Source organism: Acetomicrobium sp. S15 = DSM 107314 (assembly GCF_016125955.1).
Taxonomy (GTDB): Bacteria; Synergistota; Synergistia; order Synergistales; family Thermosynergistaceae; genus Thermosynergistes; species Thermosynergistes pyruvativorans.
Map to the genome: position 1 here is coordinate 42,579 of NZ_JADEVE010000388.1, position 23,961 is coordinate 66,539.

General features: G+C 53.8%; 21 protein-coding genes and 1 pseudogene. 21 read left to right on the forward strand and 1 reads right to left on the reverse strand.

All coding sequences use genetic code 11. The features are described 5' to 3' along the window. Positions 1-13 precede the first annotated feature (13 nt). The 8 genes from ftsH to EZM41_RS11470 are packed head-to-tail and all read left to right on the forward strand — an operon-like array spanning position 14 to position 12,914. Positions 14-1,921 (forward strand): ATP-dependent zinc metalloprotease FtsH, encoded by a 1,908-nt coding sequence (gene ftsH, locus EZM41_RS11435; RefSeq protein WP_269778904.1) that lies wholly within the window; start codon positions 14-16, stop codon positions 1,919-1,921. A gap of 54 nt (positions 1,922-1,975) precedes the next feature. Further along, positions 1,976-4,021, forward strand: coding sequence for an excinuclease ABC subunit UvrB (uvrB, locus tag EZM41_RS11440; protein WP_198471192.1), 2,046 nt, complete (start codon positions 1,976-1,978; stop codon positions 4,019-4,021). After that, positions 3,945-6,773, forward strand: a complete 2,829-nt coding sequence (uvrA, locus tag EZM41_RS11445) for an excinuclease ABC subunit UvrA (protein ID WP_198471193.1) — start codon at positions 3,945-3,947, stop codon at positions 6,771-6,773. The genes uvrB and uvrA overlap by 77 nt, the downstream gene beginning before the upstream one ends. Further along, positions 6,770-7,528, forward strand: a complete 759-nt coding sequence (gene rlmB / locus EZM41_RS11450; RefSeq protein WP_198471194.1) for a 23S rRNA (guanosine(2251)-2'-O)-methyltransferase RlmB — start codon at positions 6,770-6,772, stop codon at positions 7,526-7,528. The genes uvrA and rlmB overlap by 4 nt, the downstream gene beginning before the upstream one ends. A gap of 54 nt (positions 7,529-7,582) precedes the next feature. Continuing rightward, a complete protein-coding gene (mltG, locus tag EZM41_RS11455) occupies positions 7,583-8,611 on the forward strand; it encodes an endolytic transglycosylase MltG (RefSeq protein ID WP_198471195.1) in 1,029 nt (342 codons plus the stop codon). Continuing rightward, positions 8,608-10,020 (forward strand): TldD/PmbA family protein, encoded by a 1,413-nt coding sequence (locus EZM41_RS11460; protein WP_198471196.1) that lies wholly within the window; start codon positions 8,608-8,610, stop codon positions 10,018-10,020. The genes mltG and EZM41_RS11460 overlap by 4 nt, the downstream gene beginning before the upstream one ends. Further along, entirely contained in the window at positions 10,010-12,235 is a 2,226-nt protein-coding gene (locus EZM41_RS11465; protein WP_198471197.1) for a DNA translocase FtsK, read from the forward strand. Before EZM41_RS11460 ends, EZM41_RS11465 begins: the two co-directional genes overlap by 11 nt. Continuing rightward, positions 12,207-12,914 carry a thiamine diphosphokinase gene (locus EZM41_RS11470; RefSeq protein ID WP_198471198.1) on the forward strand — a complete coding sequence of 236 codons (708 nt, stop codon included), beginning with the start codon at positions 12,207-12,209 and terminating at the stop codon, positions 12,912-12,914. The genes EZM41_RS11465 and EZM41_RS11470 overlap by 29 nt, the downstream gene beginning before the upstream one ends. A 20-nt stretch (positions 12,915-12,934) precedes the next feature. On the opposite strand, the gene rpmB is transcribed toward EZM41_RS11470, so the two are convergent. After that, positions 12,935-13,222, reverse strand: coding sequence for a 50S ribosomal protein L28 (rpmB, locus tag EZM41_RS11475; RefSeq protein WP_342449314.1), 288 nt, complete (start codon positions 13,220-13,222; stop codon positions 12,935-12,937). Between rpmB and xseB the strand changes: the two genes are divergently transcribed. The 13 genes and pseudogenes from xseB to fabD all read left to right on the forward strand — a co-directional run bounded on the left by xseB (position 13,223) and on the right by fabD (position 23,960). Further along, positions 13,223-13,444, forward strand: coding sequence for an exodeoxyribonuclease VII small subunit (gene xseB, locus EZM41_RS11480; protein ID WP_198471200.1), 222 nt, complete (start codon positions 13,223-13,225; stop codon positions 13,442-13,444). Then, positions 13,431-14,357: a polyprenyl synthetase family protein gene (locus EZM41_RS11485; RefSeq protein WP_198471201.1), complete on the forward strand. Its 927-nt coding sequence runs from the start codon at positions 13,431-13,433 to the stop codon at positions 14,355-14,357. Before xseB ends, EZM41_RS11485 begins: the two co-directional genes overlap by 14 nt. Then, positions 14,354-15,172, forward strand: coding sequence for a TlyA family RNA methyltransferase (locus EZM41_RS11490; protein WP_232619340.1), 819 nt, complete (start codon positions 14,354-14,356; stop codon positions 15,170-15,172). The genes EZM41_RS11485 and EZM41_RS11490 overlap by 4 nt, the downstream gene beginning before the upstream one ends. Before the next feature lie 4 nt (positions 15,173-15,176). After that, positions 15,177-16,052, forward strand: coding sequence for an NAD(+)/NADH kinase (locus tag EZM41_RS11495; protein ID WP_198471202.1), 876 nt, complete (start codon positions 15,177-15,179; stop codon positions 16,050-16,052). 3 nt (positions 16,053-16,055) lie between these two features. Continuing rightward, the gene (locus EZM41_RS11500; protein WP_198471203.1) at positions 16,056-17,765 is read left to right on the forward strand and encodes an AAA family ATPase; all 1,710 of its coding nucleotides are present in this window, start codon (positions 16,056-16,058) and stop codon (positions 17,763-17,765) included. 8 nt (positions 17,766-17,773) lie between these two features. Continuing rightward, entirely contained in the window at positions 17,774-18,328 is a 555-nt protein-coding gene (locus EZM41_RS11505) for a helix-turn-helix domain-containing protein (protein WP_198471204.1), read from the forward strand. 172 nt (positions 18,329-18,500) lie between these two features. Continuing rightward, positions 18,501-19,064, forward strand: coding sequence for a YceD family protein (locus EZM41_RS11510; protein ID WP_198471205.1), 564 nt, complete (start codon positions 18,501-18,503; stop codon positions 19,062-19,064). A gap of 27 nt (positions 19,065-19,091) precedes the next feature. After that, complete coding sequence (gene rpmF / locus EZM41_RS11515; protein WP_198471206.1) at positions 19,092-19,289, forward strand: 50S ribosomal protein L32; 198 nt, start codon at positions 19,092-19,094, stop codon at positions 19,287-19,289. Positions 19,290-19,433: 144 nt separating this feature from the next. Next, a pseudogene (gene fapR, locus EZM41_RS11520) lies at positions 19,434-20,000 on the forward strand (transcription factor FapR); the annotation flags it as partial. Positions 20,001-20,025: 25 nt separating this feature from the next. Beyond that, positions 20,026-21,027 (forward strand): phosphate acyltransferase PlsX, encoded by a 1,002-nt coding sequence (gene plsX, locus EZM41_RS11525; protein ID WP_198471208.1) that lies wholly within the window; start codon positions 20,026-20,028, stop codon positions 21,025-21,027. Then, complete coding sequence (locus EZM41_RS11530) at positions 21,028-22,026, forward strand: 3-oxoacyl-ACP synthase III family protein (protein WP_198471209.1); 999 nt, start codon at positions 21,028-21,030, stop codon at positions 22,024-22,026. It abuts the gene before it with no gap. A gap of 10 nt (positions 22,027-22,036) precedes the next feature. Next, complete coding sequence (gene fabK / locus EZM41_RS11535; RefSeq protein ID WP_198471210.1) at positions 22,037-22,993, forward strand: enoyl-[acyl-carrier-protein] reductase FabK; 957 nt, start codon at positions 22,037-22,039, stop codon at positions 22,991-22,993. A gap of 16 nt (positions 22,994-23,009) precedes the next feature. After that, a complete protein-coding gene (gene fabD / locus EZM41_RS11540; RefSeq protein ID WP_198471211.1) occupies positions 23,010-23,960 on the forward strand; it encodes an ACP S-malonyltransferase in 951 nt (316 codons plus the stop codon). Position 23,961 lies beyond the last annotated feature (1 nt).

Consider the following 23,961-nt stretch of genomic DNA (forward strand, 5'->3'; position numbering starts at 1 on the left):
GAGGTGTTGAAAATTGAGACGAATGGCTAAGAATTTGGGACTTTACCTCGTGTTGATCGTGCTGGTCGTCAGCCTGGTCAACATGTTTATTGCCCCAGTCCAGGGGCCAGAGCAAGTGCGCACGATCAGTTACAGTGAGTTCCTGTCCGCCGTAGATGCGGGGAAAGTGCGCTCTGTTCAAATTCAAGGCGACGTTGTTCACGGTCGCTACAGCGATGGCACCGAATTCAAGAGTTATACCATAGGAGTTGGGGATATCGCCAAGGATATAGCTGCTAAGGGCGTAAATGTGGAAGTGATGCCCCCAGAGCGCTCACCGTGGTGGGCTGCGATGATGTCCTCGCTCTTCCCGACGCTTTTGCTCATAGGCGCCTGGATATTCATCCTCTATCACATGCAAGGTGGGGGCAGCAAGGTGATGAGCTTTGCCAAAAGCAAGGCAAAGCTTTTCATCGACAATCGTCCTAAGGTCACCTTTGCGGATGTCGCTGGTTGTGATGAGGCGAAAGAGGAACTCGAGGAGGTCGTCGAATTCCTTAAGAATCCCAAAAAGTTTACAACCCTAGGAGCTCGCATCCCGAAGGGCATTCTGCTGCTCGGAGCGCCGGGAGTCGGCAAGACCCTCCTGGCGAGGGCTGTGGCCGGAGAGGCGGATGTGCCATTCTTGAGCGTGAGTGGCTCCGACTTCGTAGAGATGTTCGTAGGTGTGGGTGCTGCTAGGGTGCGCGATCTCTTCGAGCAAGCAAGAAAGTACCAACCTTGCATAGTGTTCGTCGATGAGATAGATGCCGTAGGGCGCCACAGAGGGGCAGGCCTCGGAGGAGGCCATGACGAGAGAGAGCAGACCTTGAATCAGCTGCTCGTGGAAATGGATGGCTTTGACGCATCGACGGGGATTATAGTGATGGCTGCCACGAACAGGCCTGACATCCTCGATCCGGCGCTGCTTCGTCCTGGGCGCTTCGATCGTCACGTTATCGTGGATAAACCAGACTTCAAAGGGAGGCTTGCGATACTTCAGGTCCATATGAGGGGTAAAGTTCTCGATAAAGACGTCGACCTGGAGGTCATAGCGAAGCGTACTCCCGGTTTTGTGGGAGCTGACCTCGAGAACCTGGTCAACGAGGCTGCTCTCCTTGCGGCTCGGCGGGGCAAGAAGGCGATCTCTATGGCTGAATTGGAAGAGGCCATAGACCGTGTAATAGCTGGTCCGGAGCGAAAAAGCCGCATAATCAGTCCGAGGGAGAAAGAGATAATAGCTTTCCATGAAGCGGGTCATGCGATGGTGGCTAAGATGCTCCCCGGGTGCGATCCTGTGCACAAAATTTCTATAATACCTCGTGGTCATAATGCGCTGGGCTATACCCTGCAGTTGCCCGAAGAAGACCGTTTTCTCATCTCCAAAGGAGAACTCAAAAACCGGATATGCGTCCTTCTCGGAGGCAGGGTGGCTGAGGAGCTGTATTGTGACGACATAACGACCGGGGCTCAGAACGACCTTGAGAGAGCCACTCAAATAGCCAGAGAGATGGTGACGGAGTTCGGCATGAGCGATCGCCTCGGCCCGGTTCGTCTCGGCCGCAAGCAGCACGAGGTCTTCCTTGGGCGCGACATCATGGAAGATCGCAATTACAGCGAGGAAATAGCCTATGCCATCGATCAGGAACTGCGGAGCATCATTGACGATTGCTACAAGATCGTGCGCACCATCTTGACTGAGCAGGGCGAAGCGCTCAAAGAGGTGACCAAAGAGCTCTTGGCCCGTGAAGTTCTGGAAGGTGAGGAATTGGATAAGCTATTGGAAGGCATCGAAACCAAAAAGGGCGAAGGGATGGTCGCCTCTGAGGGCAAGATGAGATCCAACCTGAAAACCGATACCCCTAAGCGGGATGGATGGAGACCATCTGTTGAGCCGGCTTGAGCCTTCGAGGTTTTTGCGTTTCTTTAGTGTTTAGTTAAAGAGGATCGTTTGTTTATGGATGAGGATCGTTTTGTAATACAAGCCCCATGGCCTCCTGCAGGCGATCAGCCGAAAGCGATTGAGGCCTTGATCGAGGGACTCGACAGGGAAGAGCGATTTCAGACTTTAATGGGGGTAACTGGAAGCGGCAAAACTTTCACAATAGCAAATGTCATAGCTGCCATTCAGCGTCCCACCTTAGTAATAGCTCATAATAAGACGCTGGCTGCGCAGCTATACAGCGAATTCAGGGAATTTTTCCCCCATAACGCTGTCCATTATTTTGTCAGCTACTACGACTATTATCAACCTGAGGCATATGTCCCAGAGCATGACCTTTATATAGAAAAAGATGCCTCCATAAATGAGCGCATAGAGAAATTGCGCCTTGCCACGACGAAGTCCTTGCTGGAACGGCGAGATGTCATTGTCGTGGCAAGTGTGTCGTGTATATATGGGTTGGGCAAGCGCAAGGCTTACGAGGAAGTTGTGATGCGCTTTTCCGCCGGAGAGCGGTGGGGGCGCAGGCGTTTCATGGAAAAACTTTTGGAGAACTACTATGTGAGAAATGACCTCGTCCTCGAACCCGGAAATTTCAGGGTGCGAGGGGACGTGGTAGAGGTTTATCCGGCTTATAGCGACAGCGCGCTCAGGATAGCCTTCTTCGACGACGAGATAGAGACGATAGAGGAGTTCGATCCTTTGACCGGAAAGAGGGTCGAAAAGAAGGAAAGGGCGGCCGTATATCCAGCTCAGCACTACGTAACCTCGAGCGCTGCCATAGCCGATGCTTTGCTTTTGATAGAAGAAGAACTGAAGCTTCGTGTTGCGCAATTGCAGTCCGAAGGCAAGCTCGTCGAGGCCCAACGTTTGGAGGCGCGTACCCGATATGACATGGAGATGATGGCCGAGGTTGGCTATTGCTCCGGAATAGAGAACTACTCGCGCTATCTCGACGGAAGAGCTCCGGGCGAACCGCCTGGGACGCTGCTCGATTTCTTCCCTCACGACTTTCTCATGGTGATAGACGAGTCTCACATCACGGTGCCGCAGATCCAGGGCATGTACAACGGCGACAGAGCTCGAAAAGAGACGTTAGTCGCCCACGGATTTCGCCTCCCCTCCTGTCTCGATAACCGGCCCTTGCGATGGGAGGAGTTTATGCAGTATATGAGGCAGGTTATCTTCGTCTCCGCCACCCCGGGGGATTGGGAGTTGGAAGTTTCATCGCAAGTGGTTGAACAGATAGTGCGCCCAACAGGCGTCCTCGACCCCGTTGTGGAGGTCGTGCCGGCCAAGAACCAGGTTGACGACCTCATCGACAGGCTGCGTTCTGTGACCGAAAAGGGAGAGAGAGCGCTGGTTACGACGCTCACGAAGCGCTCGGCCGAAGATATGGCCGAGTATCTGGCGGACCTCGGCTTCAAAGTGCGATATATCCATTCGGAGCTCGATACGTTTGAAAGGGCTGAAGCCATAAGAGACCTGCGCATGGGCGAGATAAGCGTATTAGTCGGCGTCAACCTGCTGAGAGAGGGCTTGGACCTGCCTGAGGTAACCTTAGTGGCCATACTCGATGCCGACAGGGAAGGCTTCTTGCGCTCGGGCCGCTCTCTCATCCAAATGATAGGTCGAGCGGCGCGGAATACGGCGAGCACCGTTGTCCTCTACGCCGATGAGGAAACGGGTGGTATCCGTCGTGCCGTGGAGGAGACCAGGCGCAGGAGAAAGATCCAAGAGCGATATAACGAAGAACACGGCATAGTGCCGGAGACGATAAAAAAGGCGGTAGTATCGTTTCTTCCTGCCGAACTGAACCCTTCAAGCTTTATCGGTAAAAAAGCACCCCCGAGAGAAAGTTTGGAAGAGATGTCTGTAGCCGAATTGGAGCGCATTATGTGGGAAGCCGTGGAACGGCTCAATTTCGAGGAAGCGGCCAAAGTGCGCGATCTTATAGCTCAAAAGAGGGGAGGTGACTGGCGGCGTGTCGCAGTGGATCGAAGTGATAGGCGCAAGGCAACACAACCTAAAAGACATCGACGTGCGCATTCCTCGAGATAGGCTTGTGGTAATAACCGGTCCTTCCGGGTCGGGCAAATCGTCCCTCGCTTTCGACACCATCTATGCCGAAGGACAACGCCGCTATGTAGAGTCCCTTTCTGCCTACGCTCGCCAATTTCTGGGCGTACAGGATAAACCTGATGTGGACGATATTTCCGGCCTCTCGCCCGCGATATCGATAGAACAGAAGGGCGTCTCTCACAATCCTCGTTCCACCGTAGGGACTGTGACCGAGATATACGACTATCTGCGCCTTCTCTTCGGACGGGCAGGTGTGCCGTATTGTCCGAAATGTGGCAGACCGGTACGCCGTCACACTCTGGACCAAATAGTGGACCTCATTCTGGATCAATACGAGGGGCATCGCCTTGAGATACTATCTCCCTTGGTCCGCGGGAAAAAGGGAGAATTTAAAAATCTATTCTTGCAGCTTCGCCAAAAGGGGTTCCTTCGAATTCGCGTCGATGGGGTCGTCTACTGGCTTGAAGATGAAATTCCCTTGGATAAAAACCAGAGGCATTCTATCGAGGTGGTAATTGACAGGCTGCAGGTGCAGAAGGAGAAGAGAGATCGGTTAAGCGAAGGCGTGGAATCCGCCTTGAGAGAGAGTGAAGGTTTTATCCTTTTATTGATAGATGGTGAAAGAGAGGAACTTCTGACGGAGAATTACGTCTGCCCGAGCTGTTCCATATCGCTGCCGGAGGTGGAGCCTCGCCTGTTTTCCTTCAATAGTCCCTATGGAGCTTGTCCGTCTTGCTCCGGTCTCGGCAGTTATCAGTACTTTTCAGCCGACTTAGCTGTCGATCCCGAGCGTTCGGTCCTCGAAGGGGCACTCCTTCCGTGGAAGACGAGCCACTATATGCTGCGCAGGTTGGAAGCGCTCGCAAGATATAAGGGCTGGAATTTGAACCCTCCTTTTCGCGAACTTCCCAAAGAAGTGCAGGACGCGATCCTGAACGGCACCCCGGACCGCTTGCCGATGACGTACAGGGAAAGAGGAGAGGAGTATTCGTATATAGGGCGGTACGAAGGGTTACTGCCATGGCTTGAGCGCCGCTTTAACGAGACGGAATCGGACGCGATACGCGACGAACTGGCCACCTATCGTGCCGAAGACGTGTGCGAGACATGCAAGGGATTGCGCCTGCGCCAAGAGGCGCTCTCTGTGCGGATAGGCGATTACACCATCGGAGATTGGGTCTCTATGCCGGTTCAGGCGCTCTTGGGCCATCTTGAGAGGGTGAAATTTCCCTCGTCGGATTGGTTGATCGCGGAGCAAGTGGTAAAAGAGGTCAAAAAGCGCCTTTCCTTTATGGTCGATGTGGGAGTAGGCTACCTCACTCTTTCGCGAAGGGCCGATACGCTTAGCGGCGGCGAAAGTCAGCGCATCAGATTGGCTACGCAAATAGGCTCTAAGCTCTCTGGTGTGTTGTATGTGCTCGATGAGCCGACCATAGGCCTCCACCCTCGAGATACGGGCCGGCTCCTCAATACGCTGCGTTCCATCCGCGACCTGGGCAATACTGTCATCGTCGTCGAGCACGACAGAGACGTCATGACGGCTGCCGACTTCCTCGTGGAGATGGGCCCTGGAGCTGGCGAAATGGGGGGCAGGATCACGGCAGTCGGCACGCCTGAGGAGGTAATGGAAAGTGTCCGTTCTTTGAGCGGGCCATACCTGACGGGCGAGAGCTCCGGAGTGGTGAAACCCCCTCATGGTGTACGAAAGCCTTCGGGATGGCTAAAGGTTTTAGACGCATCGGAGCACAACCTAAAGCATGTAGATCTGTCTATACCATTAGGCGTCTTTGCCTGCATAAGCGGCGTTTCTGGATCGGGAAAGAGCACGCTCATGTACGATGTGCTTTACAGGGGGCTCAGACGTAAGCTCGACAGGAACTTCAGAGAAAGGGCGGGGGCGCATCGCGATATCGTGGGTTTCGAAGGCATCAAGAAGGTAGTCCTCGTCGATCAAAGTCCCATCGGCAGAACTCCTCGGTCCAATCCGGCCACCTACACCGGAGTCTTTACCCCCATAAGGGAGTTTTTTGCCCAGCTCCCCGAAGCCAAGCTTCGGGGGTACGGTCCGGGGCGCTTCAGCTTCAACGTCAAAGGAGGGCGATGCGAGGCCTGTCGCGGAGAGGGGAAGATGCGCGTTTCCATGCTCTTCATGCCCGACGTGTATGTGACCTGCGAGGTCTGCGGCGGCAAGCGCTATAACAAAGAGACGCTCGAGGTGCGTTATAAGGGTTTGAGCATTGCGGATGTGCTTGAGCTCACAGTAGATGAGGCCCTTGAGTTATTCAAAGACATACCGAGCATCGCATCCAAGATGAAAGTGATTCAAGAAGCCGGTTTAGGATATATTCGCCTCGGTCAGCCAGCTACTACGTTGAGCGGCGGCGAGGCACAGAGGGTAAAGCTTTCATACGAACTCAGCAAGCGCTTCACCGGTTCAATTTTATATCTTTTGGATGAACCGACGACGGGACTGCATTACCTGGATGTCAAAAAACTCCTCATCCTTCTCCATAAGCTCGTAGATCAGGGCAACTCGCTGCTCGTCATAGAACACAATTTGGATGTCCTGGCCTCGTCGGATTACGTCATAGACCTGGGACCAGAAGGTGGAGACGAAGGAGGATATGTAGTTGCAGAGGGAACCCCAGAGGAAGTCGCTTCCGGCGGAGTGGGGTATACGGCAGAGCACCTGGCGCGCTTCTTTGGACAGTTGAAGGTGGCTGTCTCTTGAGAAAACCCTTCGAAGTCGGAGATCTCTGTTTCGGTCGTCATCCCGTTTTGGATCTATTGAGGGCCGACCCCAAGCGTTGCCTTAAGTTATATCTGTCTCGCTCGGCAGAGGAGCCCTTCCGCCGGCGCGTCATCGCTATGGCCAAAGGCGGGGGAATACCCGTGCAGTATGTAGAGATGTCCTTTCTTGACCGCTTAGCGCCCCTGTCAGTCCATCAAGGCGTGGTCGCACGGGTGGCGCCGGTCACACTTCTTGACTTCTGGGAATTCGTGGAGGACATTCCGCCTTCGCCCGAACCATTGCTCGTCGTCTTGTTGGATCACGTGAAAGACCCACAAAATTTGGGGGCCATCGTAAGGACGGCGGAAGCTTGTGGCGCTGCCGGCCTCCTGCTTCCTAAGCGCAGGGCCGCTCTTCCCACGGGGAGTGTAGTCAAGGCGAGCGCGGGTGCCGTCTTTCGCGTGCCTATCGTGTCCATTGTTAACGTCGCCAGAGCGATAGGCGATTTGCAGGAGCTTGGGTTCTTTAGCGTCGGGCTCGACGCTGCGGGGGAAAGATCTCTCTTTGCCGGGTCTCTGCCCGAGAGGTTGCTTTTGGTTATCGGGGAAGAATCGGGCCTTAGTAGGCTTGCGAAAGAGCACTGTGATGAAATTAGGAAGATTCCTATGCGCGGGAAGGGCGAATCTCTCAATGTCTCCGTCGCGGCTTCCATAGGTATGTATGAATGGTTTCGAGCCAGAGAAAGCACCTCCTGATTATATCATGATATAATATTAACATCTAAGACAAGAGGAGGGACGGTGCACTCCTTGAAGAGATGGATCGTCGCGTTGATATGGCTATCTTGCCTGGCATATTTTGCAGATATGGCATTTTTCTTCCCGCATCGATGGCAGGAAAGTCTTGTCTACGGCAGCGGGCCTGAGATAGACGTGTTCTTGAGGCCTCAAATGACGGCGGCGGACTTCGCAAGAGAGGCCAAGAGATGTGGAATAGTAGACGACGCCGGCTCTCTTGCCCGTTGGCTCGCGCGCCTCGATGTAGACAGACGCCTGACGCCGGGGCTTTATCGTTTGCGGCGCGGTACTCCTTGGGAAGTAGCTCACGAGATAGCCGAAGCTGAGCCTGAACTTTTAAATATAGTCATAGTGCCGGGAGAAGACCCCGAGAGGTTTTTGCAGAGATTAAAAAAGATCTGCCCTTTTTCAGATCCAGAAGGGAAAATGCGAGAGGCGTTGCTTCGGAATGAAAACTTCCCGCCTCCTCTTCAGCCGTTTCTGCGTCAAGATTGGCGTAACAGGATGGCCTTTCTTGCCCCGGAGACGTACAAAGTGACCCCGTCACCTGAGGGTCTCGAAGAGTTGGTAAAAGAGGCATCTTCTGCCTGGTGGGAGAGCGTATCTGAGCGCGTTCGTGATAAACTGGATCAGCTTTCTGACATTGCCGTATTGGCCTCCATCGTAGAGAGGGAAAGCGCTCGCTCCGAAGAGAGAAGGAGAATAGCGGGAGTTTTTATGAATCGCCTCAAAGCCGGCATGCCGCTGCAATCGTGCGCTACAGTGATATTTGCGTGGCGTCTCAATGGCGAGTCGAAGACTACGCTCACCCATGACGACCTGCGGTTCAGCTCTCCCTATAACACATACCTTCATCAAGGTCTTCCTCCCGGCATCATCGCCGTTCCCTCGATAGATTCGTGGAGCGCGGCGTTGGAGCCGGAGGAGCATTCGTATTATTATTTTGTGCTAAAAAGCGATGGGGGACACCATTTCTCTCGGACTTATCAGGAACATTTGAAGGCTCAAAAAGAGGAAAGAAGAACTCAATCTAATAAATGAGTGGCATTATTGATGGGGTGGTCGATTTGAACCGAGAAGAAAAGATAATATCGTCACTGGTTGATCTGTGCGGAAGGGAAGAAGTCAATTATTCCGATATATTCCTTCAAGCCTCTTGCGGTCACTCGGCCAGCTTTGAAAACGGCTCGTTGGAAGAGCTCAGCTCGGGCATAACATGGGGATGCGGAGCGAGATGCGTTTCTGGCGATCACGTTATCCTGTCGCATTATCCTTCAGTGGCGGGCAATGATGTCCATAGGTGCCTTGCAGACGCGGCGTCGAGATGGCATCTCTCTCTACCTCAGCTCGATTTGGGCGACGCTCCGCTCTTGGAGCTATCAGATACAGAAAGAGGCCTTTCCTTGGGCAGTCTTGACTTCCTTTACGACGTAGATCGCCGCGTGCGGGGGGCTAGCGCACTCATAAGACAGGTCACCTTGAGATATCGTGCTTCTTTTGCGAGGGTTGCCATCTTTAGAGGTGACGGAATTATGAGGCTTGACAAGCGTTGGCGCACCCTTTTTGCTGCAGATGTGGTGACAGAGAAGGAAGGCATTCTTCAGAGAGGATATGAGGTGAAAGCTTCGAGTGAGCCGATTGACCAGTTTTGGTCACATTTGGACCCCCTTGCTGTAGCGATGACGGCGGCGCAGCGGGCTCTGCTCATGTTAGAGGCCTCCCCTTGCCCTGCAGGTCGCATGCCAGTGATTTTGGCCGGAGAAGCCGGCGGGACCATGGTGCATGAGGCATGCGGTCACGGATTGGAGGCCGATTCTGTGCAGAAAGATTATTCGATTTATCGCGATCGTCTCGGCGCGGCGGTAGCCAGTCCGCTCGTGACGCTGGTCGATGACGCCACTTTGAAGGGGGCCTTCGGCTCCTACGGAGTGGACGACGAAGGCACGCCGGCCGAAAGGAGCGTCCTTGTGGAGAACGGCGTGCTTAAGTGTTATCTTACGGATATCTTATCAGCCAAGAAAGGCGATTTACCTTTGACGGGAAACGGCCGCAGGGAGTCTTACAGCCATGTGCCTATTCCGAGGATGAGCAACACCTTTATTCTTCCGGGCAAATGTAGTTTTAGCGAAATCGTCGATCAGGTGAGGCATGGCCTTCTCGTTAAGAGGATGGGGGGAGGAGAGGTCAATCCTACGTCTGGAGACTTCGTCTTCCACGTAGCCGAGGGCTACCTGATCGAAGATGGCTCGCTCTCTCCGGTTCGCGGCGCCATTTTGGCAGGCAATGGGCCACAAGCCTTGAAAGACGTCTTGGCCGTCGGAGATGATCTTCATTTCGAGCCGGGCATCTGTGGCAAGTTGGGCCAGGGCGTGCCGGTGACGGACGGTCAACCTACTTTATTGATAAAAGAGCTTACGGTGGGAGGAAGCGATACGGATTATGGCTTCTAAGAGGAGGAGCCGCTCTGCCGCTCCTGAAGCAGCTAAAGATAGCTCTTCTAAGGAGAGGAAACTCTTTCGCTTGATAGATTGTGCGTTTTTTTTCGTCTTGCTCGTTGACGTCTACGCGCTGGCTTCGATCTTCACCGGTTGGACCGGCGCATGGGGGCGGTATGTTTCAAACTGGCTGTTGAGCAGCTTCGGGGGAGCCTCGCTGCTGCTTTTGCTATATGTGGCATATCTTTCAACTGCTTACCTGTTAGATAGGCGCGTGCGCAACCTTCGACGGCAAACGTTAGGAACGCTGGTATTCTACCTGACGGCATCTTTGATGTTGGGAATGTTAGAGGCAAATTCTTTTAGCGTTTCGCGATTGCTGAGCCCAGGCGAGGTAGGCCTGTCCTTAACCTCATTCCTTTACAAAAACATAGGGCCTTTGGGATTGACTCTGACAGGCTTGTGCGGAGCCACGTTTGCCCTCGTTTTGTATGGCCGCGCCTCTATTGGGTCATATTTTGAGCGGGTCGTGGGCGCAGTTCGTAACCTAATGCCGAAGAGGAAAAGAGAGGAGAAAAAAGAGGACCTGACCATTGAAAAAAGAGAGAGGGAGGTAAGCCTCGCAGAAGAGCCGCAGCTATCTCGTGTGAGTTCTAAAGAGAGCAAGGTCACGTCATCATACGTTGCGGCAATGGTGGAAGAAGAGCCCTTCGAGGAAGAAGAGCCCTTCGAGGAAGAAGACGGCTTTGTGCTCCCTCCAGAAGTGGAGCCTGGGCGTTTCCCTCCTCCTGTGGATATCTTGGGGGTGGCTCCCGAGTACGATAGCAGCGGCGATGAGGAGATAGTTGCGAAGCAGGGGGAACGCATAGTCGAGACGTTGAAGGAATTTGACATCGATGCTGAGCTTGCCGAAACCGTCTTCGGCCCTACCGTAGTGCAGTTCAGGCTTCAACTTGCGCCGGGGATAAAAGTGAGCAGGGTGGCAGCCTTGAGCAATGATTTGGCCGTGGCGCTCGCCGTTCCCAGCCTGCGCGTAGAGGCGCCTATCCCCGGCAAACCCTATATAGGCGTGGAGGTTCCGAACCCGCACCGTCGCTATGTCCACCTGAGCCAGGTTATAGGGAGCGAATCCTTTCAGGGAACACCCGTCGAATTGCCTCTTCCCATGGGGGTGAGCGTCGAAGGGTTGCCCCTTGTGATAGGGCTGGAAGGGTTGCCCCACCTGTTGGTGGCGGGCACGACCGGGTCGGGTAAAAGCGTTTTCATATCATCGTGTATAATCGGATTGTGCTTCAAGTGTAGGCCCGATGAACTTAAGCTGCTCTTGGTGGATCCCAAGAGGGTCGAGATGAATTTATACGAACGCCTACCGCATACACTCACGCCCCCCATATGCGATGTGAAGACGGCGGTGCATGCGCTGGCTTGGGCCATCAGAGAGATGGAGCGACGCTATGAGTTATTTGCACGGGCGAGGGTCAGAAATGTGATAGGCTATAACGAACACGTCCTGCCCAAAGACCGCTTGCCTTACATTGTGATAATCATAGACGAGCTGGCCGATCTCATGATGACGTCACCCAAGGAAGTGGAGGATTATATCTGTAGGCTTGCTCAAATGGCCAGAGCAACCGGTATCCATCTCATCCTCGCAACGCAAAGGCCATCGGTGAACGTGATAACTGGCTTGATCAAGGCCAACATCCCTGCTCGAGCGGCCTTTACGCTCCCTTCGCAGGTCGATTCGAGGACTATTATAGATGTGGCTGGTGCCGAAAAACTCCTCGGCAAAGGAGACATGCTCTTCGTTACGACTCGGTTTCCCAAGCCGGTGCGCGTTCAGGCTCCGTGGATCGACGAGGATGCGATAGGTCGATTCATTCAATATATGGTGAGCATCTTTGGCGAACCGGAGCACATAGATCTCGAAGAGCAAGGTGCAAGCAGGGAGGTCAGATCTTCATGTCTTGACGATCCGCTCCTCGAGAAGGCTGTGCGAATAACCTTGGAGACCGGCATAGCTTCGGCTAGCAGGCTTCAACGTCAACTCAGGGTAGGCTTTACGAGGGCGGCCAGGTTGGTAGACGCGATGGAAGAGCTCGGCATAGTGGGGGCACAAGATGGATCCAAACCGAGGGAAATCCTCGTAGACGAGGAGAGAGCTGCGGCTATCCTGGAAGATGCTTTGAGGGGAGATAAGGGTGAAGAGGTTTTCTATTCCCGGGATTGATGCGCATTATAAAGACGAATTGCCCGAGATATGCGTGCTTTTGGTCGCGGGCGGACGCAAGCCGCACAAATCTTGGTTGCAAGAGGCAGCGAAGGGGCGCCGCGTTTGGGCTGTGGACAGGGGAGTGGAATCGTGCATGCGAGCTGAGGTTTTGCCCGAACTGGTGATAGGCGACAGCGATAGCGGGAGTCCACAGGCGTGGGAGTGGGCTCGCTCTGTGGGAGCCGAAGTTCATAAATTCCCACGGGATAAAGACTTTACAGATTTACAGTTAGCCCTTCGTCAGCTTGTCTCTTTGGGCCTTCCGGTGACGGCATTGCTGTGCGGCGGTTGGGGCATGCGCTTCGATCATGCCTGGGGAAACCTCTTTTCCCTCATTTGGGCGAGCAAACACGGCATCGAGCCCGGTTGTATCTGTGACGAGAAAGAAGTCCTGTTTTTTTTGCGGGATGGGGACCATGCGGAGTTGGAATTCGATGTCTTACCTAAAGCGATCTCGCTCCTTTCCTTGTCCACTGTGGCAGAAGGTGTTACTGCCGATGGTGTAAAATGGCCTCTAAAGGACAAAACGCTATTTTTGGATGAGCCTTATGCCGTTAGCAATGTCCCTCTGGGCAAAAAAGTTGCCTTTGGCGTGAAATCCGGTTGGCTCGGGGTATATTGCACCTGGGAAATATAAACACAAAAAGGCGGGCCCCTCTAAGGGGTAACCCGCCTTACGAGGCCAGAGCGCAAACAGCGCGTGCAGACCCGCTTTGTTACTACGCTACCGTCACCTGCGATCGTTTTGACATTCTGTAAGTTCACCTGCCAGCGGCGGCGGGTGCGTTTGTTAGAGTGACTCACATTGTTGCCAGTGACTGGACCACGACCACATACCTCACAGCGGCGCGACATACTTCCATACCTCCCTATCTTATAGAACGAGCGGATGTATTGTATCATGTGTCTGTGCCCATGGCAAACAGATATGGAAGGAGTTTTCATATGTCGTTTACTCAAGATATGGAAGAGTTACAGAAAATCGTTCGTCGTCTGGAGAGCGAAGCGATGCCGCTGGAAGATGCCTTGAGTCTTTTCGAAGAGGGCATAGCCCGCCTGCGAGCTTGTCAAGCCTTCCTAAAGGATGCTCGCCAACGGGTAACGCGACTGAGCAGCGAGACCCTTCAGGAAGAGGAGTGGAATCCGATAAGAGATGAGCAGAGATAGTAAAAATATAGCTGAAATTGTCATATATATTGAAGACCAGATGGCTCGGCATAAGGCGCTCTTCGATAGACACTTAGAAGCGGTCTTGACCGAAGAAGATCTTACGCCTCACCGCCTGAGAGAGGCCATGAGCTATTCTCTGATGGCGGGTGGGAAGCGATTGCGGCCTGCATTGTGTATGGCGGCGGCTGAGATCTTTGGCGCGAGCGCCGAGATGGTTTTGCCGATGGCCGTCTCCTTCGAAATGGTCCACACTGCCTCTCTGATCCACGACGACCTTCCTTGTATGGATAACGACGCAATGCGGCGGGGTCAGCCGACGAACCATGTGGTTTTCGGAGAGGCTATGGCCCTGCTCGCCGGAGATGCGTTGCTCGCCTGGGCATTCTCTCACTCCTTGAAAAAGCTCCCTGCTCTCGGCCATACCGCAGATGTCATATTGAAGGCCTTGAAGGAGTTCGCTGAGGCCGTGGGGCCGAGCGGCATATGCGGGGGACAAGTCTTGGACATGGGCATGGAAGAATATACGAAGAAAGAAGAGCTTGTGTGGAAGACAGCCCTCATGAAGACGGCTACCTTGATCCGCGCTTCGCTGACCACCGGCAGTATATTGGGCGGAGCCTCACCGGAGGCAGTGCAATGTTTATACAATTATGGGACACATCTTGGAATGGCCTTTCAAATCACAGACGATATATTGGATGTAACCGGAGACCTTAGGGAGCTCGGCAAGACTCCTGGCAAGGATGCAGAGCAGGGCAAGGCAACTTTTGTTTCTACATACGGTGTGGATGGTGCCGTGAGGCTGGCATCGGAGGAGTCGCAAAAAGCGAAGGAGGCAATACTGTCCTTGGGCGAACGCGCCCGGTTCCTCAAAGACCTACCCGATTATATTGTTAGGAGGACGCGATGACCTCGGCGATGGCCCTTAAGGAGCGCGCCGACAAGCTTATGGTTGATAAGGGATTAGCAGAGACCCGTAGCAAGGCCCAAGCCTTGATAATGGAAGGCCATGTCTTCGTCGATGGGAAGCCTATAGATAAGGCCGGGATGCTTATTCCGGTTACGGCTGCCGTCGAGGTCGTGAAGAGAGAACCATGGGTGAGCAGGGGGGCACACAAGCTGCTCCATGCCCTGAAGGTCTTTTCGGCATCGCCTCGAGGGAAGGTATGCGCCGATATAGGTGCCTCTACCGGCGGTTTTACACAGGTGCTCTTAGCTATGGGAGCGCAAAGGGTTTACGCTGTAGACGTCGGGTACGGACAATTGGCTTGGTCTTTGAGGAAAGATCCTCGCGTGATCGCTATGGAACGGACGAACGCTCGATATCTCAAGAGGGATGACTTCGCCGAGGCTGTCACGTTTATTACCGTTGACGCTTCGTTCATATCTCTTCGCCTGCTCATCTCGCCTTTGGCAGATATTTTGCCCGATGACGGCGAGATGGTCGCCCTGGTCAAGCCGCAGTTTGAGGCGGGGCGCGAGAGGGTGGGCAAGGGTGGCGTCGTGAGGGATGCCGAGACGCACGCCCAAGTGCTTCGCGAGCTCGGCGATTTTATCAACACGAAGACGCAACTCGCCTTGATCGATGCGACCTTCTCCCCCATCAAGGGGCCTAAAGGGAATGTCGAATTCTTTTTCTTCCTAAAAAAAGGAGGCAGACCAGCACCTTTAGACTTAGATGCTGTAGTTGTAAAAGCTGTAGAGGCTTTATCTTCAACGAGGTGAAAAGATGCATTACATCGGGTTGGTCTTGAACACACAAAAACCTATGGCCCTCGAAGTTGCGCGCAGGTTACTGTCGTGGGCGCCCAAAGCCGATGTCGCTTTCCTTGCGCCATCTCATGAGTCGAGCGTCCTCGGCATTTCCGAGGTCTCTGAGGATGAATGGAGAAATCTCGTGAAGTTCGCTGTTGTAATAGGAGGAGATGGCACGTTCCTTCGCGCCGCGCGTTACGTCTTGGAATGGGGTATCCCGCTATACGGCATAAATGCGGGAAGGCTGGGATTTTTGGCCTCTGGAGATCCCGATGAGGCCGAAAGGGACATCGTCAGTATTTTGCAGGAGAAAGCAAGCGTAGAGGAACGACATACAGTCAGGGGCACGATTATCCGCGGCGACCGCGTGGTCCACGAACTTTACGCGTTGAACGACCTCGTGGTGACAAAAGGGGCCTTCGCGAGGCTCATCTTTTTGGAGATTGAAGTCAACGGCCATTTATTGAGCTTCATGCCGGCTGATGGCCTCATACTCTCCTCTCCGACAGGCTCTACGGCTTACGCCTTGTCGGCCGGCGGTCCGATTGTGCCGCCTCATCTGTCGACGATGGTCTTAGCCCCAATCTGTGCTCATACGCTTTATGCTCGCCCCGTCGTGGTGGGGGAGCACGATGTTGTGACTATAACACCCAAGGGCGACCATAGGGAGATATTCCTCACCCAGGATGGCCAACTTGGCTACGAACTGTTGCCCGGCGACAGGGTGGAGGTGTCTATATCGCCCGATAAATATGTCAGAATTTTGACATTGCCTGAGAGGGATTATTATTACCTGCTTCGCCATAAATTTCAATGGGGGCAGAGCTATTCCGAAGGCTCTGAAGAGTGAGACATGACACTCGAGGAGTTATATGTAAAAGACATCGGCGGCATAAGGAGCGCGGCAATAGGGATAAGTGGGCGCTTCACGGTCATCACCGGAGAGAGCGGCTCCGGCAAGAGTAGTCTCATAAGAGCCCTTGAGCTCATCGCTGGAAGGCGGGCCCAAAGCTCGGCAGTGAGGGGCGGGGAAGAGGCAGGCGAAGCGCTTGCCCTTTTTACTGCCAGCAGGATGCCTGCTCTTCCTGAGGAGCTTCAACCTCAGGATAACAGCTGGACGGTCCGTAGAACTGTATCCAGGAGTGGAGGAAGTAAATCGTATATACAGGAAAAACCCGTCCCCTTAAGCCTTCTCGCTGCAGCTATGGCGCCGTGCATGGCCATTCAGAGCCAATTCGCGCAACTTGAGCTACTCTCTGCCGATAAACAGATGGATATAGTCGATGGGTGCGGAGGTCAGGAATTGTTGGAGTTACGCGATTCCCTGAGGCGTGCTTTCGAGAGGGCGATAGAGATCGAAAGGGAGCTGGTAGTCTTAAGGCGCTGGAGGAAGGAAGCGGAGGAGAGACTCCAGGGGATGGCTCCCGTTATCGATATGGCCATGCCGCTCGGGCTTTATCCTTCTTGCGAGGAGGAGTGGGAGAGAGAGCTCACCTCTCTCGAGGAACGCATCGGGCGCTGCGAGCGATTGGAGCGCATTTTGAATCGTTTTTGCGGCGGCAAAGGAGGAGGCGGCTTAGTGGAAGAAGTAGAAAGCGCATGCCTCGAGCTCTGCTCTCTCATAGATCCGTCGAAGGACGGAGAACCCTCACGCCTTGCAGATTCTGCCGTCGATTGTCTGCAAAGGTTGTCGCGGTTGGGGCGAGAAGCGGCGTCGAAGGAAAGCCTTTCAGAGCTCGAAGAGGAACGCGAAAGGCTTGAAGCCAAGCTCGGCCGCCTTAAGAAATGCATGCGTATGGCCAAGGCAGAAAGTGCTGATGAGCTTATAGAACGCTGTGCTGAGGCCGAGCGGGAAATGAAAATGCTGGTCGAGACCAGGGGAAAATCGTCAGAGATGCAGGGACTCTTGACGGGGGAAAAAAAGAGGGTCAAAGAGCTAGCCATGAGCTTGAGATCGATGCGCATCTCATCGGCTAAACGCCTCGAGGAGAGGGTCAACGCGGTGCTCGCCGAGCTCGGCATGGAAGGGTTCAGGATTATAGTGCAGATAAACGAACGGGATAAGGTTCGCTCCACCGGAGCCGAAGATGTCAATTTCCTGCTTGCCGTAAACGGTGAGACGACAGGGCCGGTCAGCAAGTGCGCCTCCGGTGGCGAACTGAGTCGCCTGCTTTTGGCCTTAGAGATTGCGCTTCCCGATGATCAGCTTCCCTCGATCCTCGTTTTCGACGAGGTCGAAGCCGGGCTGGGAGGCAGAGCTGCCTTGCTCGCCGGCTACAAGCTCAAAGAGCTCTCGAGGCGATGTCAGGTGATCCTCGTCACTCACGAAGCCACTATTGCCTCTATGGCGGATCAGCACATAGTTGTGCAAAAAGACCGCGATGAATCTGTCATAAAAGAGGTACACGGCGATCAGAGGATCAGAGAGATAGCGCGTATGCTATCTGGCGACTACGAATCCGAAGAAGCCTTGGCACATGCTGAACAGTTGCTTCGGATGGCCTATCCCGCTGGGACCGGCGCCGTCTTTTGGCTTGGGGAAAACTATATATCGGAGACTTGAATGTCAGGATGAAGGAAAAATATTGGCATATGGGAGAAAGGATTCGCAAAGAGCGGCTCAAGTACGGTTTGAGCTTGAGCGATATGGCGTCCAAAATCGGCGTCTCTCCTTCGTTCTTGAGTCTTTTGGAAAACGGCAAAGCTGTACCCTCTCTTAAGGTCTTGGACAAGATATCCTCTTTTTTTTCTATGCCTTTGGCGGAGCTTTTGGCAGAGGAAGAAGAGCAGGAAGTCTTTTACTTTCCCAAGGGGCGGCAGATAGAAGCCCCTTGCGATTTTGGCATCACATCTCGTTTTCTATTGCCCAAGGATCGCGTCTTTTTCATCGAGCCGTGCCTCTTAAACCTCGCCCCGGGCTCAAGAGATAGGGAGTTTCGCGAACGCAACGGCTTGGAGTTTGCCCATGTCCTCAAAGGGAAAGTGGAGTTTCAGTTTGTGGGGCAGAAGCCTGTCGTGTGTGGCGAAGGTGATTCTATATTGTATAGAGCTAACCTTTTGCATAGGCTTGCCAACCCCTCCGATCTTTCCGCTTTGGTGTTATTGGTGAACGTACCGTCGGCTTGATCGTCGAGCGGTGTGTGCTCTCGACGCTGTTAACATCAAACTGCGATCGTGATATGATTTCCCTTCGGGTTTGTCGGATGTGTCGAGGCCTATGTTTTTGCACGATGTCGAATTAGCTTAGATGAAGAGATGTGCATATGAGCGAAAACGAAGACGGGGAGGCGGTGAGATTATGTTGTCTGTCGAGGAAGCGATCGAACTGTGGAAGTTCTGCGTCCCGGCTCTGTCGATCATTACAGGGAAGGCGGAAGACCCTTATTTCAAAAAGGCCGTGCTCCCTTCTGTGGGCGAGGTGCACCATTGGTCGCTCTTCTATTCCGTCGCCAAGCCGGTCGATGTCGCCGCTTCAGTCTTCAGACTTGGAGACGGGTTGCGCGTTCAATTAACATTCTCGGCGAAGGTCGCCGTTCCGTGCAGCAGATGTTTGGAAGAAACTTCCCTTGCAATTCAGGCCCAATTCAGCTATCTTTATCTTCTTCGAAGCGAGAAGATCTCGAACGAGGAAGACTTTCAGGTTCTGTTGGATTCGGATTGGTGGCCTGAGTCGCTTGACCTAGCCCCACAGGTATGGGAGTCTTTTATCCTCTCTCTGCCTCCGAAGGTTTTATGTTCGCCCGACTGCAAGGGGTTGTGCCCTAACTGCGGACAGAACCTCAACGTCGGGACATGTTCCTGTAAAGAGGAAGAGGGGGATCCGAGGCTTGCTGCGCTCAAGCTTTACAAGGAGATGTTTTAATCTTAAAAGGAATAGGAGGAATGGAAAGTGGCTCTCCCCAAGAGACATGTCTCTCACTCAAAGACGCACAGCCGTAAGGCTCAATGGCTTAGGGCTGTGAAGGCTCCGGCCGTTACGACTTGCACGCATTGCGGAGAGGTGATCCAATCGTATCAGGCTTGTCCTTCCTGCGGATACTATCGCGGCAGGAAAGTCCTCCCGAAGGCGGAAGAAGGAGAAGAATAGGTATGGATCTGGGGGCAGGGGTTTTCCCGTGCCCCTTTTTCTTCGGTGGGTTGACCTAAGTCCCTCTTTGGCATATACTCTCAATCATAGTTGCTGATATGACCAGGTTATAATAACTGGAGATGACGGAGGTGTCTAAAGGCGCGAAGAGAGACGCGGGAAACCAGACATAACGAGCTTTTGCGCCTCTTGGAGGAAAATCCGCTATTGAGGGACGAAGACCTGGCCCAAAGGTTGAGCGTCAGCGTCAGCACCATACGTTTGGACAGGGCGCTCCTTGGGGTGCCTGAGTTGCGCGAGCGTATGCGGAAAGCAATAGAACAAGCGAGGAGCAGGTTGCGCTCGTTGAAACATGAAGAAGTGATGGGAGAACTATTGGCGCTCGAACCCAACGCATGGGCCATTTCGGTTATGGTCCCTACAAAAGAAATGGCCTTTCGACATACAGATATGGTAGCCGACCATCACATTTACTCTCAGGCCAGTTCACTTGCTGTCGCCGTTGTAGAGGCAGATCTTGTTGTGACTGGCGCAGCGCGCGTCCGTTTTAGGGCTCCTGTGCGAATAGGCGAAAAACTCGTAGCCAGGGCTAAGGTCGGCACTCACAAGAGGAACAGCTATATTGTAAGCGTGAGGAGCAAGGTTGACGAGCGCGAAGTTTTTGTGGGCAAGTTCATCGTGGTAGTGCTGGACGGAGAGAAAAGCGCCTAAAAAGCGCAGAGTGGGGAGGATAGTTTTGTTGCTTGCACTCGATGCCATGGGGGGCGATCATGCTCCCTCTGAAATATGCCGCGGTGCCATCTTGGCGTGCAAAGAACATAGCGATTTGGAAGTAGCCCTTGTGGGCCGAGCTCCGTTGATAGAACAGGAAATCGGGGGCGCCGAGCCTCAGGTGCTTCGAAGGATTCATATAGTCCATACCGATGAATATATCACTATGGACGAATTGCCGGCCGCCGCCATGAGGAAGAAAAAGAAGGCGAGCCTTCGCCTTGCGATGGAGATGGTCAGAAGCGGAGAGGCGGACGGATGTATCTCTGCAGGCAACACTGGAGCCATAGTGGCCGGGGGAATACTGGTCATAGGGCGCATCGCCGGCATAGATCGGCCAGGACTGGGTGTTCCCATACCTGCTTTAAAGCGCCTGACGCTGCTCATAGATGTGGGTGCCACTGTTCGATGTAAACCCTTGAATCTTTATCAGTTTGCCCAGATGGGCAGCTTGTATATGCGCCATGTGATGAACGTCCCAAAGCCAACGGTGGCTCTCTTGTCCAACGGCGAGGAGGAGATTAAAGGCGACGAAGTCATCTTCGAGGCGCGAGAGATGCTAAGCAGAAGCTCCCTCAATTTCATCGGTTATGTGGAAGGCAAGGATATTCCCTTCGGCACAGCAGATGTGATAGTGTGTGACGGATTTACCGGCAACGCCATGTTGAAATTCATAGAGGGTACAGGTGAAGCGTTGTACACATTGTTCAAAGACGAGATGGGACAGCGACTCCTGCCCAAAGTGGGCATCTTTTTCTTCTTGCCCATGTTGAAGGAATTGTGGACGCGCTTTGATTACGAACAATATGGAGGCACGCCCCTTTTGGGCGTCAAAGGGGCCGTGATCAAGGCGCATGGTCGTTCCAAAGCGCCGGCCATCGCGAGCGCGTTGAGGGTAGCGAGGAACTTTATAAAGCAGAATTGTCTTAAAAGCATCGAAGAGGAGTTGGCTCAAGGAGGGGTATGAATGCCGCTTTATCAGGGTAGGCCCGTTTCGCTGTTTGGCACCGGTATATACATGCCAGAGCACGTGCTCACAAACCATGACCTGGAAAAGATGGTGGATACGAGCGATGCCTGGATAAAAGAAAGGACCGGGATAAGCGAGCGCCGCATTGCTGCTCGAGACGAGCTGACGAGTGACTTGGCCTTGAAAGCTTCGATAGAGGCGCTGAGGGATGCTTCTATTCCCCCCGAGGCAATCGATATGGTCTTAGTAGCTACAAATACGCCGGATAGCATCTTCCCAGGCGTTGCTCCGAAGGTTCAAGGAATGCTCGATGCCTCTCGGGCCGGGGCTTGCGATATTCAGTCCGGTTGCACGAGCAGTGTATATGCCTTAGCTATGGCCGCGTCTGGCATAGCTTCTGGCATATGGGATAACGTTTTGGTCATAGGCGCTGAGGTGCTTTCCAGGTTGGTCAACTGGAAGGATCGCAATACCTGCGTCTTGTTCGGCGATGGCGCTGGAGCGGCCGTGTTAGGCGCAAGTCGAGATGGAAAGAACCGGGTCATCGCATCAAGTCTCCGTTCTGATGGAACGAAGCATAACCTCATCACCTTTCTTGGTGGGCTTGTCCAGTATCCGGCAACTCACGATACGATAGACGCCGGGCTGCATCACATACAAATGAAGGGAAACGAGGTCTTCAAATTTGCCAACAGGACGCTGCCGTCGTTTTTGGAAGATTTCTGTCGCGATGTTGACTGTCCAGTTGATAAAATAGACTGGTGGGTGTTTCATCAGGCCAATTGGCGGATCATAGAAGGGGTGCTGAAGAGGATGGATGTGCCGCTCGAGAAGACCATCGTGAACCTGGATAAATACGGCAACACCTCGTCGGCCTCTGTCTTCGTGGCCCTTCACGAAGGCCTGCAAAGCGGAAAGATTAAGCGTGGTGACTTGGTTTTGACCGTGAGCTTTGGGTCAGGTATGACTTATGGAGCAATCCTCTTTGAGGTATGAGGTGAAAAAGATGAGACCAAATAGAGTTACGTCGCTATTGGGGGTTGAGTACCCTGTGTTGCAGGGCGGGATGGCTTGGGTTGCCACCGCTGAATTGGCTGCCGCTGTGAGCAACGGGGGCGGTTTAGGTATGATCGGCGCCGGCAATATGCCTCCTGAGGTTTTGGATCAAGAATTGAAGAAAATAAAAGAGCTTACGGATAAGCGGTTCGGCCTGAACATAATGTTGCTCTCCCCTACGGCCGACGATGCCATAGAGCTGGCTGCTCGGCATCGCGTCCCGGTGGTGACGACTGGCGCTGGAAGCCCTGGCAAGGTGATAGAGCGCCTGAAACCTCTTGGCACGGTCGTTATCCCCGTCGTGGCGTCTGTAGCTCTCGCGCAGAGGGTGGAACGACAGGGGGCAGATGCGGTAGTGGCGGAAGGTACCGAAGCCGGCGGGCATGTGGGAGAGATGACGACAATGGTATTGGTTCCTTTAGTGGCGGATGCCGTGGAAATTCCGGTCATAGCGGCAGGTGGTATCTCCGATGGTCGCGGCGTAGCTGCCGCCTTTGCGCTCGGCGCTGAAGGTGTGCAGATGGGGACGCGCTTTGTCTGTGCCGCTGAGAGCACGGTCCATGAGGCTTATAAAAGGGAAATATTGAAGGCGCGTGATCGTTCTACGGTTGTGACCGGCCACACTACCGGTCATCCGGTGCGCTGCATAAAGAACAAGCTCACCCAGAAGTTCCAGGAGATGGAGAAGGCCGGTGCACCGATTGAAGAACTGGAAAAGCTCGGGACAGGAAGATTGCGAGCAGCGGTGAAGGATGGCGATGTGGTTTGGGGGTCTGTGATGGCAGGCCAGAGCGCGGCGCTGGTGAAATCGATTCAGCCAGCCGCGGAGATCATAAGGGAGATCTTCTCCGAGGCTGAAGACGTTATAAGAAACCTAAAGCAGTTGCTATCGCCGGTCGAAGCTTGAGCTTGGAGGTGCCGAAATGGCCTACGCTATTATTTTCCCAGGTCAGGGTGCCCAAGAAGTTGGTATGGGAAAGGAGCTCTTCGACGAGTTCAAAGAAGCCCGCGAGGTCTTAGAATTGGCGGATGAGGCCCTCTCTTTCCGGTTGAGTCGCTTGATTTTCGATGGGCCGGAAGCCGAACTGCAAAAGACCGAGTTTACCCAACCGGCTATCATGGCAGTCAGCATGGCTTCGTTCAAAGTTCTCTCCTCTCTGGCTCCAGGAGAGTTGTCTCCGCTCTTCGTGGCTGGACACAGCCTCGGCGAATATACGGCTCTGGTTGCAGCTCAGGCGCTTTCCCTGGAGGAGGGGCTGCGGCTGGTGCGCCTTAGAGGGCAGTTGATGCAGGAGGCTGTGCCCGTAGGCGAAGGTGCGATGGCAGCTATAATAGGATTGGAGGAGAGCGTTATTGTCGAAATTTGCAAGGCAGCCTCAAAAGGTGGTAAAGTCTGCGAGGTGGCCAATTATAATTCAGGCCAACAGCTTGTGATTTCGGGCCATGCTACCGCAGTGGCGGAGGCCATGGAAGCAGCTAAAAAAGCTGGCGCCAAGAGGGCGGTCCCACTGAAGGTGAGTGCGCCGTTTCATTGTTCTCTCATGCGTCCTGTGGCCGATACGCTCTCGCGGGCTTTTGAGGCATGTTCTTGGCGGCGGCCCGTTTGGCCCTTGGTGGCCAACGCTACGGCGACTCCGGTGACGGATATAGGCGAGATTCAAAATGTCCTTCGCCGTCAGACGTATAGCCCCGTCCTGTGGAAAAATTCGATTCAGTTCATGGCGAACTCAGGAGCTTCTGCATTTATTGAAGCGGCTCCCGGCAACGTCTTGAGCGGTTTGCTCAAAGGATGCGTCTCAGGCGTTGAATCCTACAATCTGAAGGATCTAAAGAATTTGGAGAAGACCCTTGATTTCATCAAGGGAGGTCTATAAA

What these genes read in the sequence shown, in the direction of transcription:
- EZM41_RS11495 (WP_198471202.1), top strand. Translation starts at nt 15,177, where the DNA reads ATGCATTACATCGGGTTGGTCTTGAACACACAAAAACCTATGGCCCTC.
- EZM41_RS11505 (WP_198471204.1), top strand. Translation starts at nt 17,774, where the DNA reads ATGAAGGAAAAATATTGGCATATGGGAGAAAGGATTCGCAAAGAGCGG.
- uvrB (WP_198471192.1), top strand. Translation starts at nt 1,976, where the DNA reads ATGGATGAGGATCGTTTTGTAATACAAGCCCCATGGCCTCCTGCAGGC.
- EZM41_RS11460 (WP_198471196.1), top strand. Translation starts at nt 8,608, where the DNA reads ATGAGTGGCATTATTGATGGGGTGGTCGATTTGAACCGAGAAGAAAAG.
- EZM41_RS11530 (WP_198471209.1), top strand. Translation starts at nt 21,028, where the DNA reads ATGCCGCTTTATCAGGGTAGGCCCGTTTCGCTGTTTGGCACCGGTATA.
- EZM41_RS11490 (WP_232619340.1), top strand. Translation starts at nt 14,354, where the DNA reads ATGACCTCGGCGATGGCCCTTAAGGAGCGCGCCGACAAGCTTATGGTT.
- EZM41_RS11500 (WP_198471203.1), top strand. Translation starts at nt 16,056, where the DNA reads ATGACACTCGAGGAGTTATATGTAAAAGACATCGGCGGCATAAGGAGC.
- EZM41_RS11510 (WP_198471205.1), top strand. Translation starts at nt 18,501, where the DNA reads ATGTTGTCTGTCGAGGAAGCGATCGAACTGTGGAAGTTCTGCGTCCCG.
- EZM41_RS11465 (WP_198471197.1), top strand. Translation starts at nt 10,010, where the DNA reads ATGGCTTCTAAGAGGAGGAGCCGCTCTGCCGCTCCTGAAGCAGCTAAA.
- fabK (WP_198471210.1), top strand. Translation starts at nt 22,037, where the DNA reads ATGAGACCAAATAGAGTTACGTCGCTATTGGGGGTTGAGTACCCTGTG.
- EZM41_RS11485 (WP_198471201.1), top strand. Translation starts at nt 13,431, where the DNA reads ATGAGCAGAGATAGTAAAAATATAGCTGAAATTGTCATATATATTGAA.
- fabD (WP_198471211.1), top strand. Translation starts at nt 23,010, where the DNA reads ATGGCCTACGCTATTATTTTCCCAGGTCAGGGTGCCCAAGAAGTTGGT.
- xseB (WP_198471200.1), top strand. Translation starts at nt 13,223, where the DNA reads ATGTCGTTTACTCAAGATATGGAAGAGTTACAGAAAATCGTTCGTCGT.
- rpmB (WP_342449314.1), bottom strand. Translation starts at nt 13,222, where the DNA reads ATGAAAACTCCTTCCATATCTGTTTGCCATGGGCACAGACACATGATA.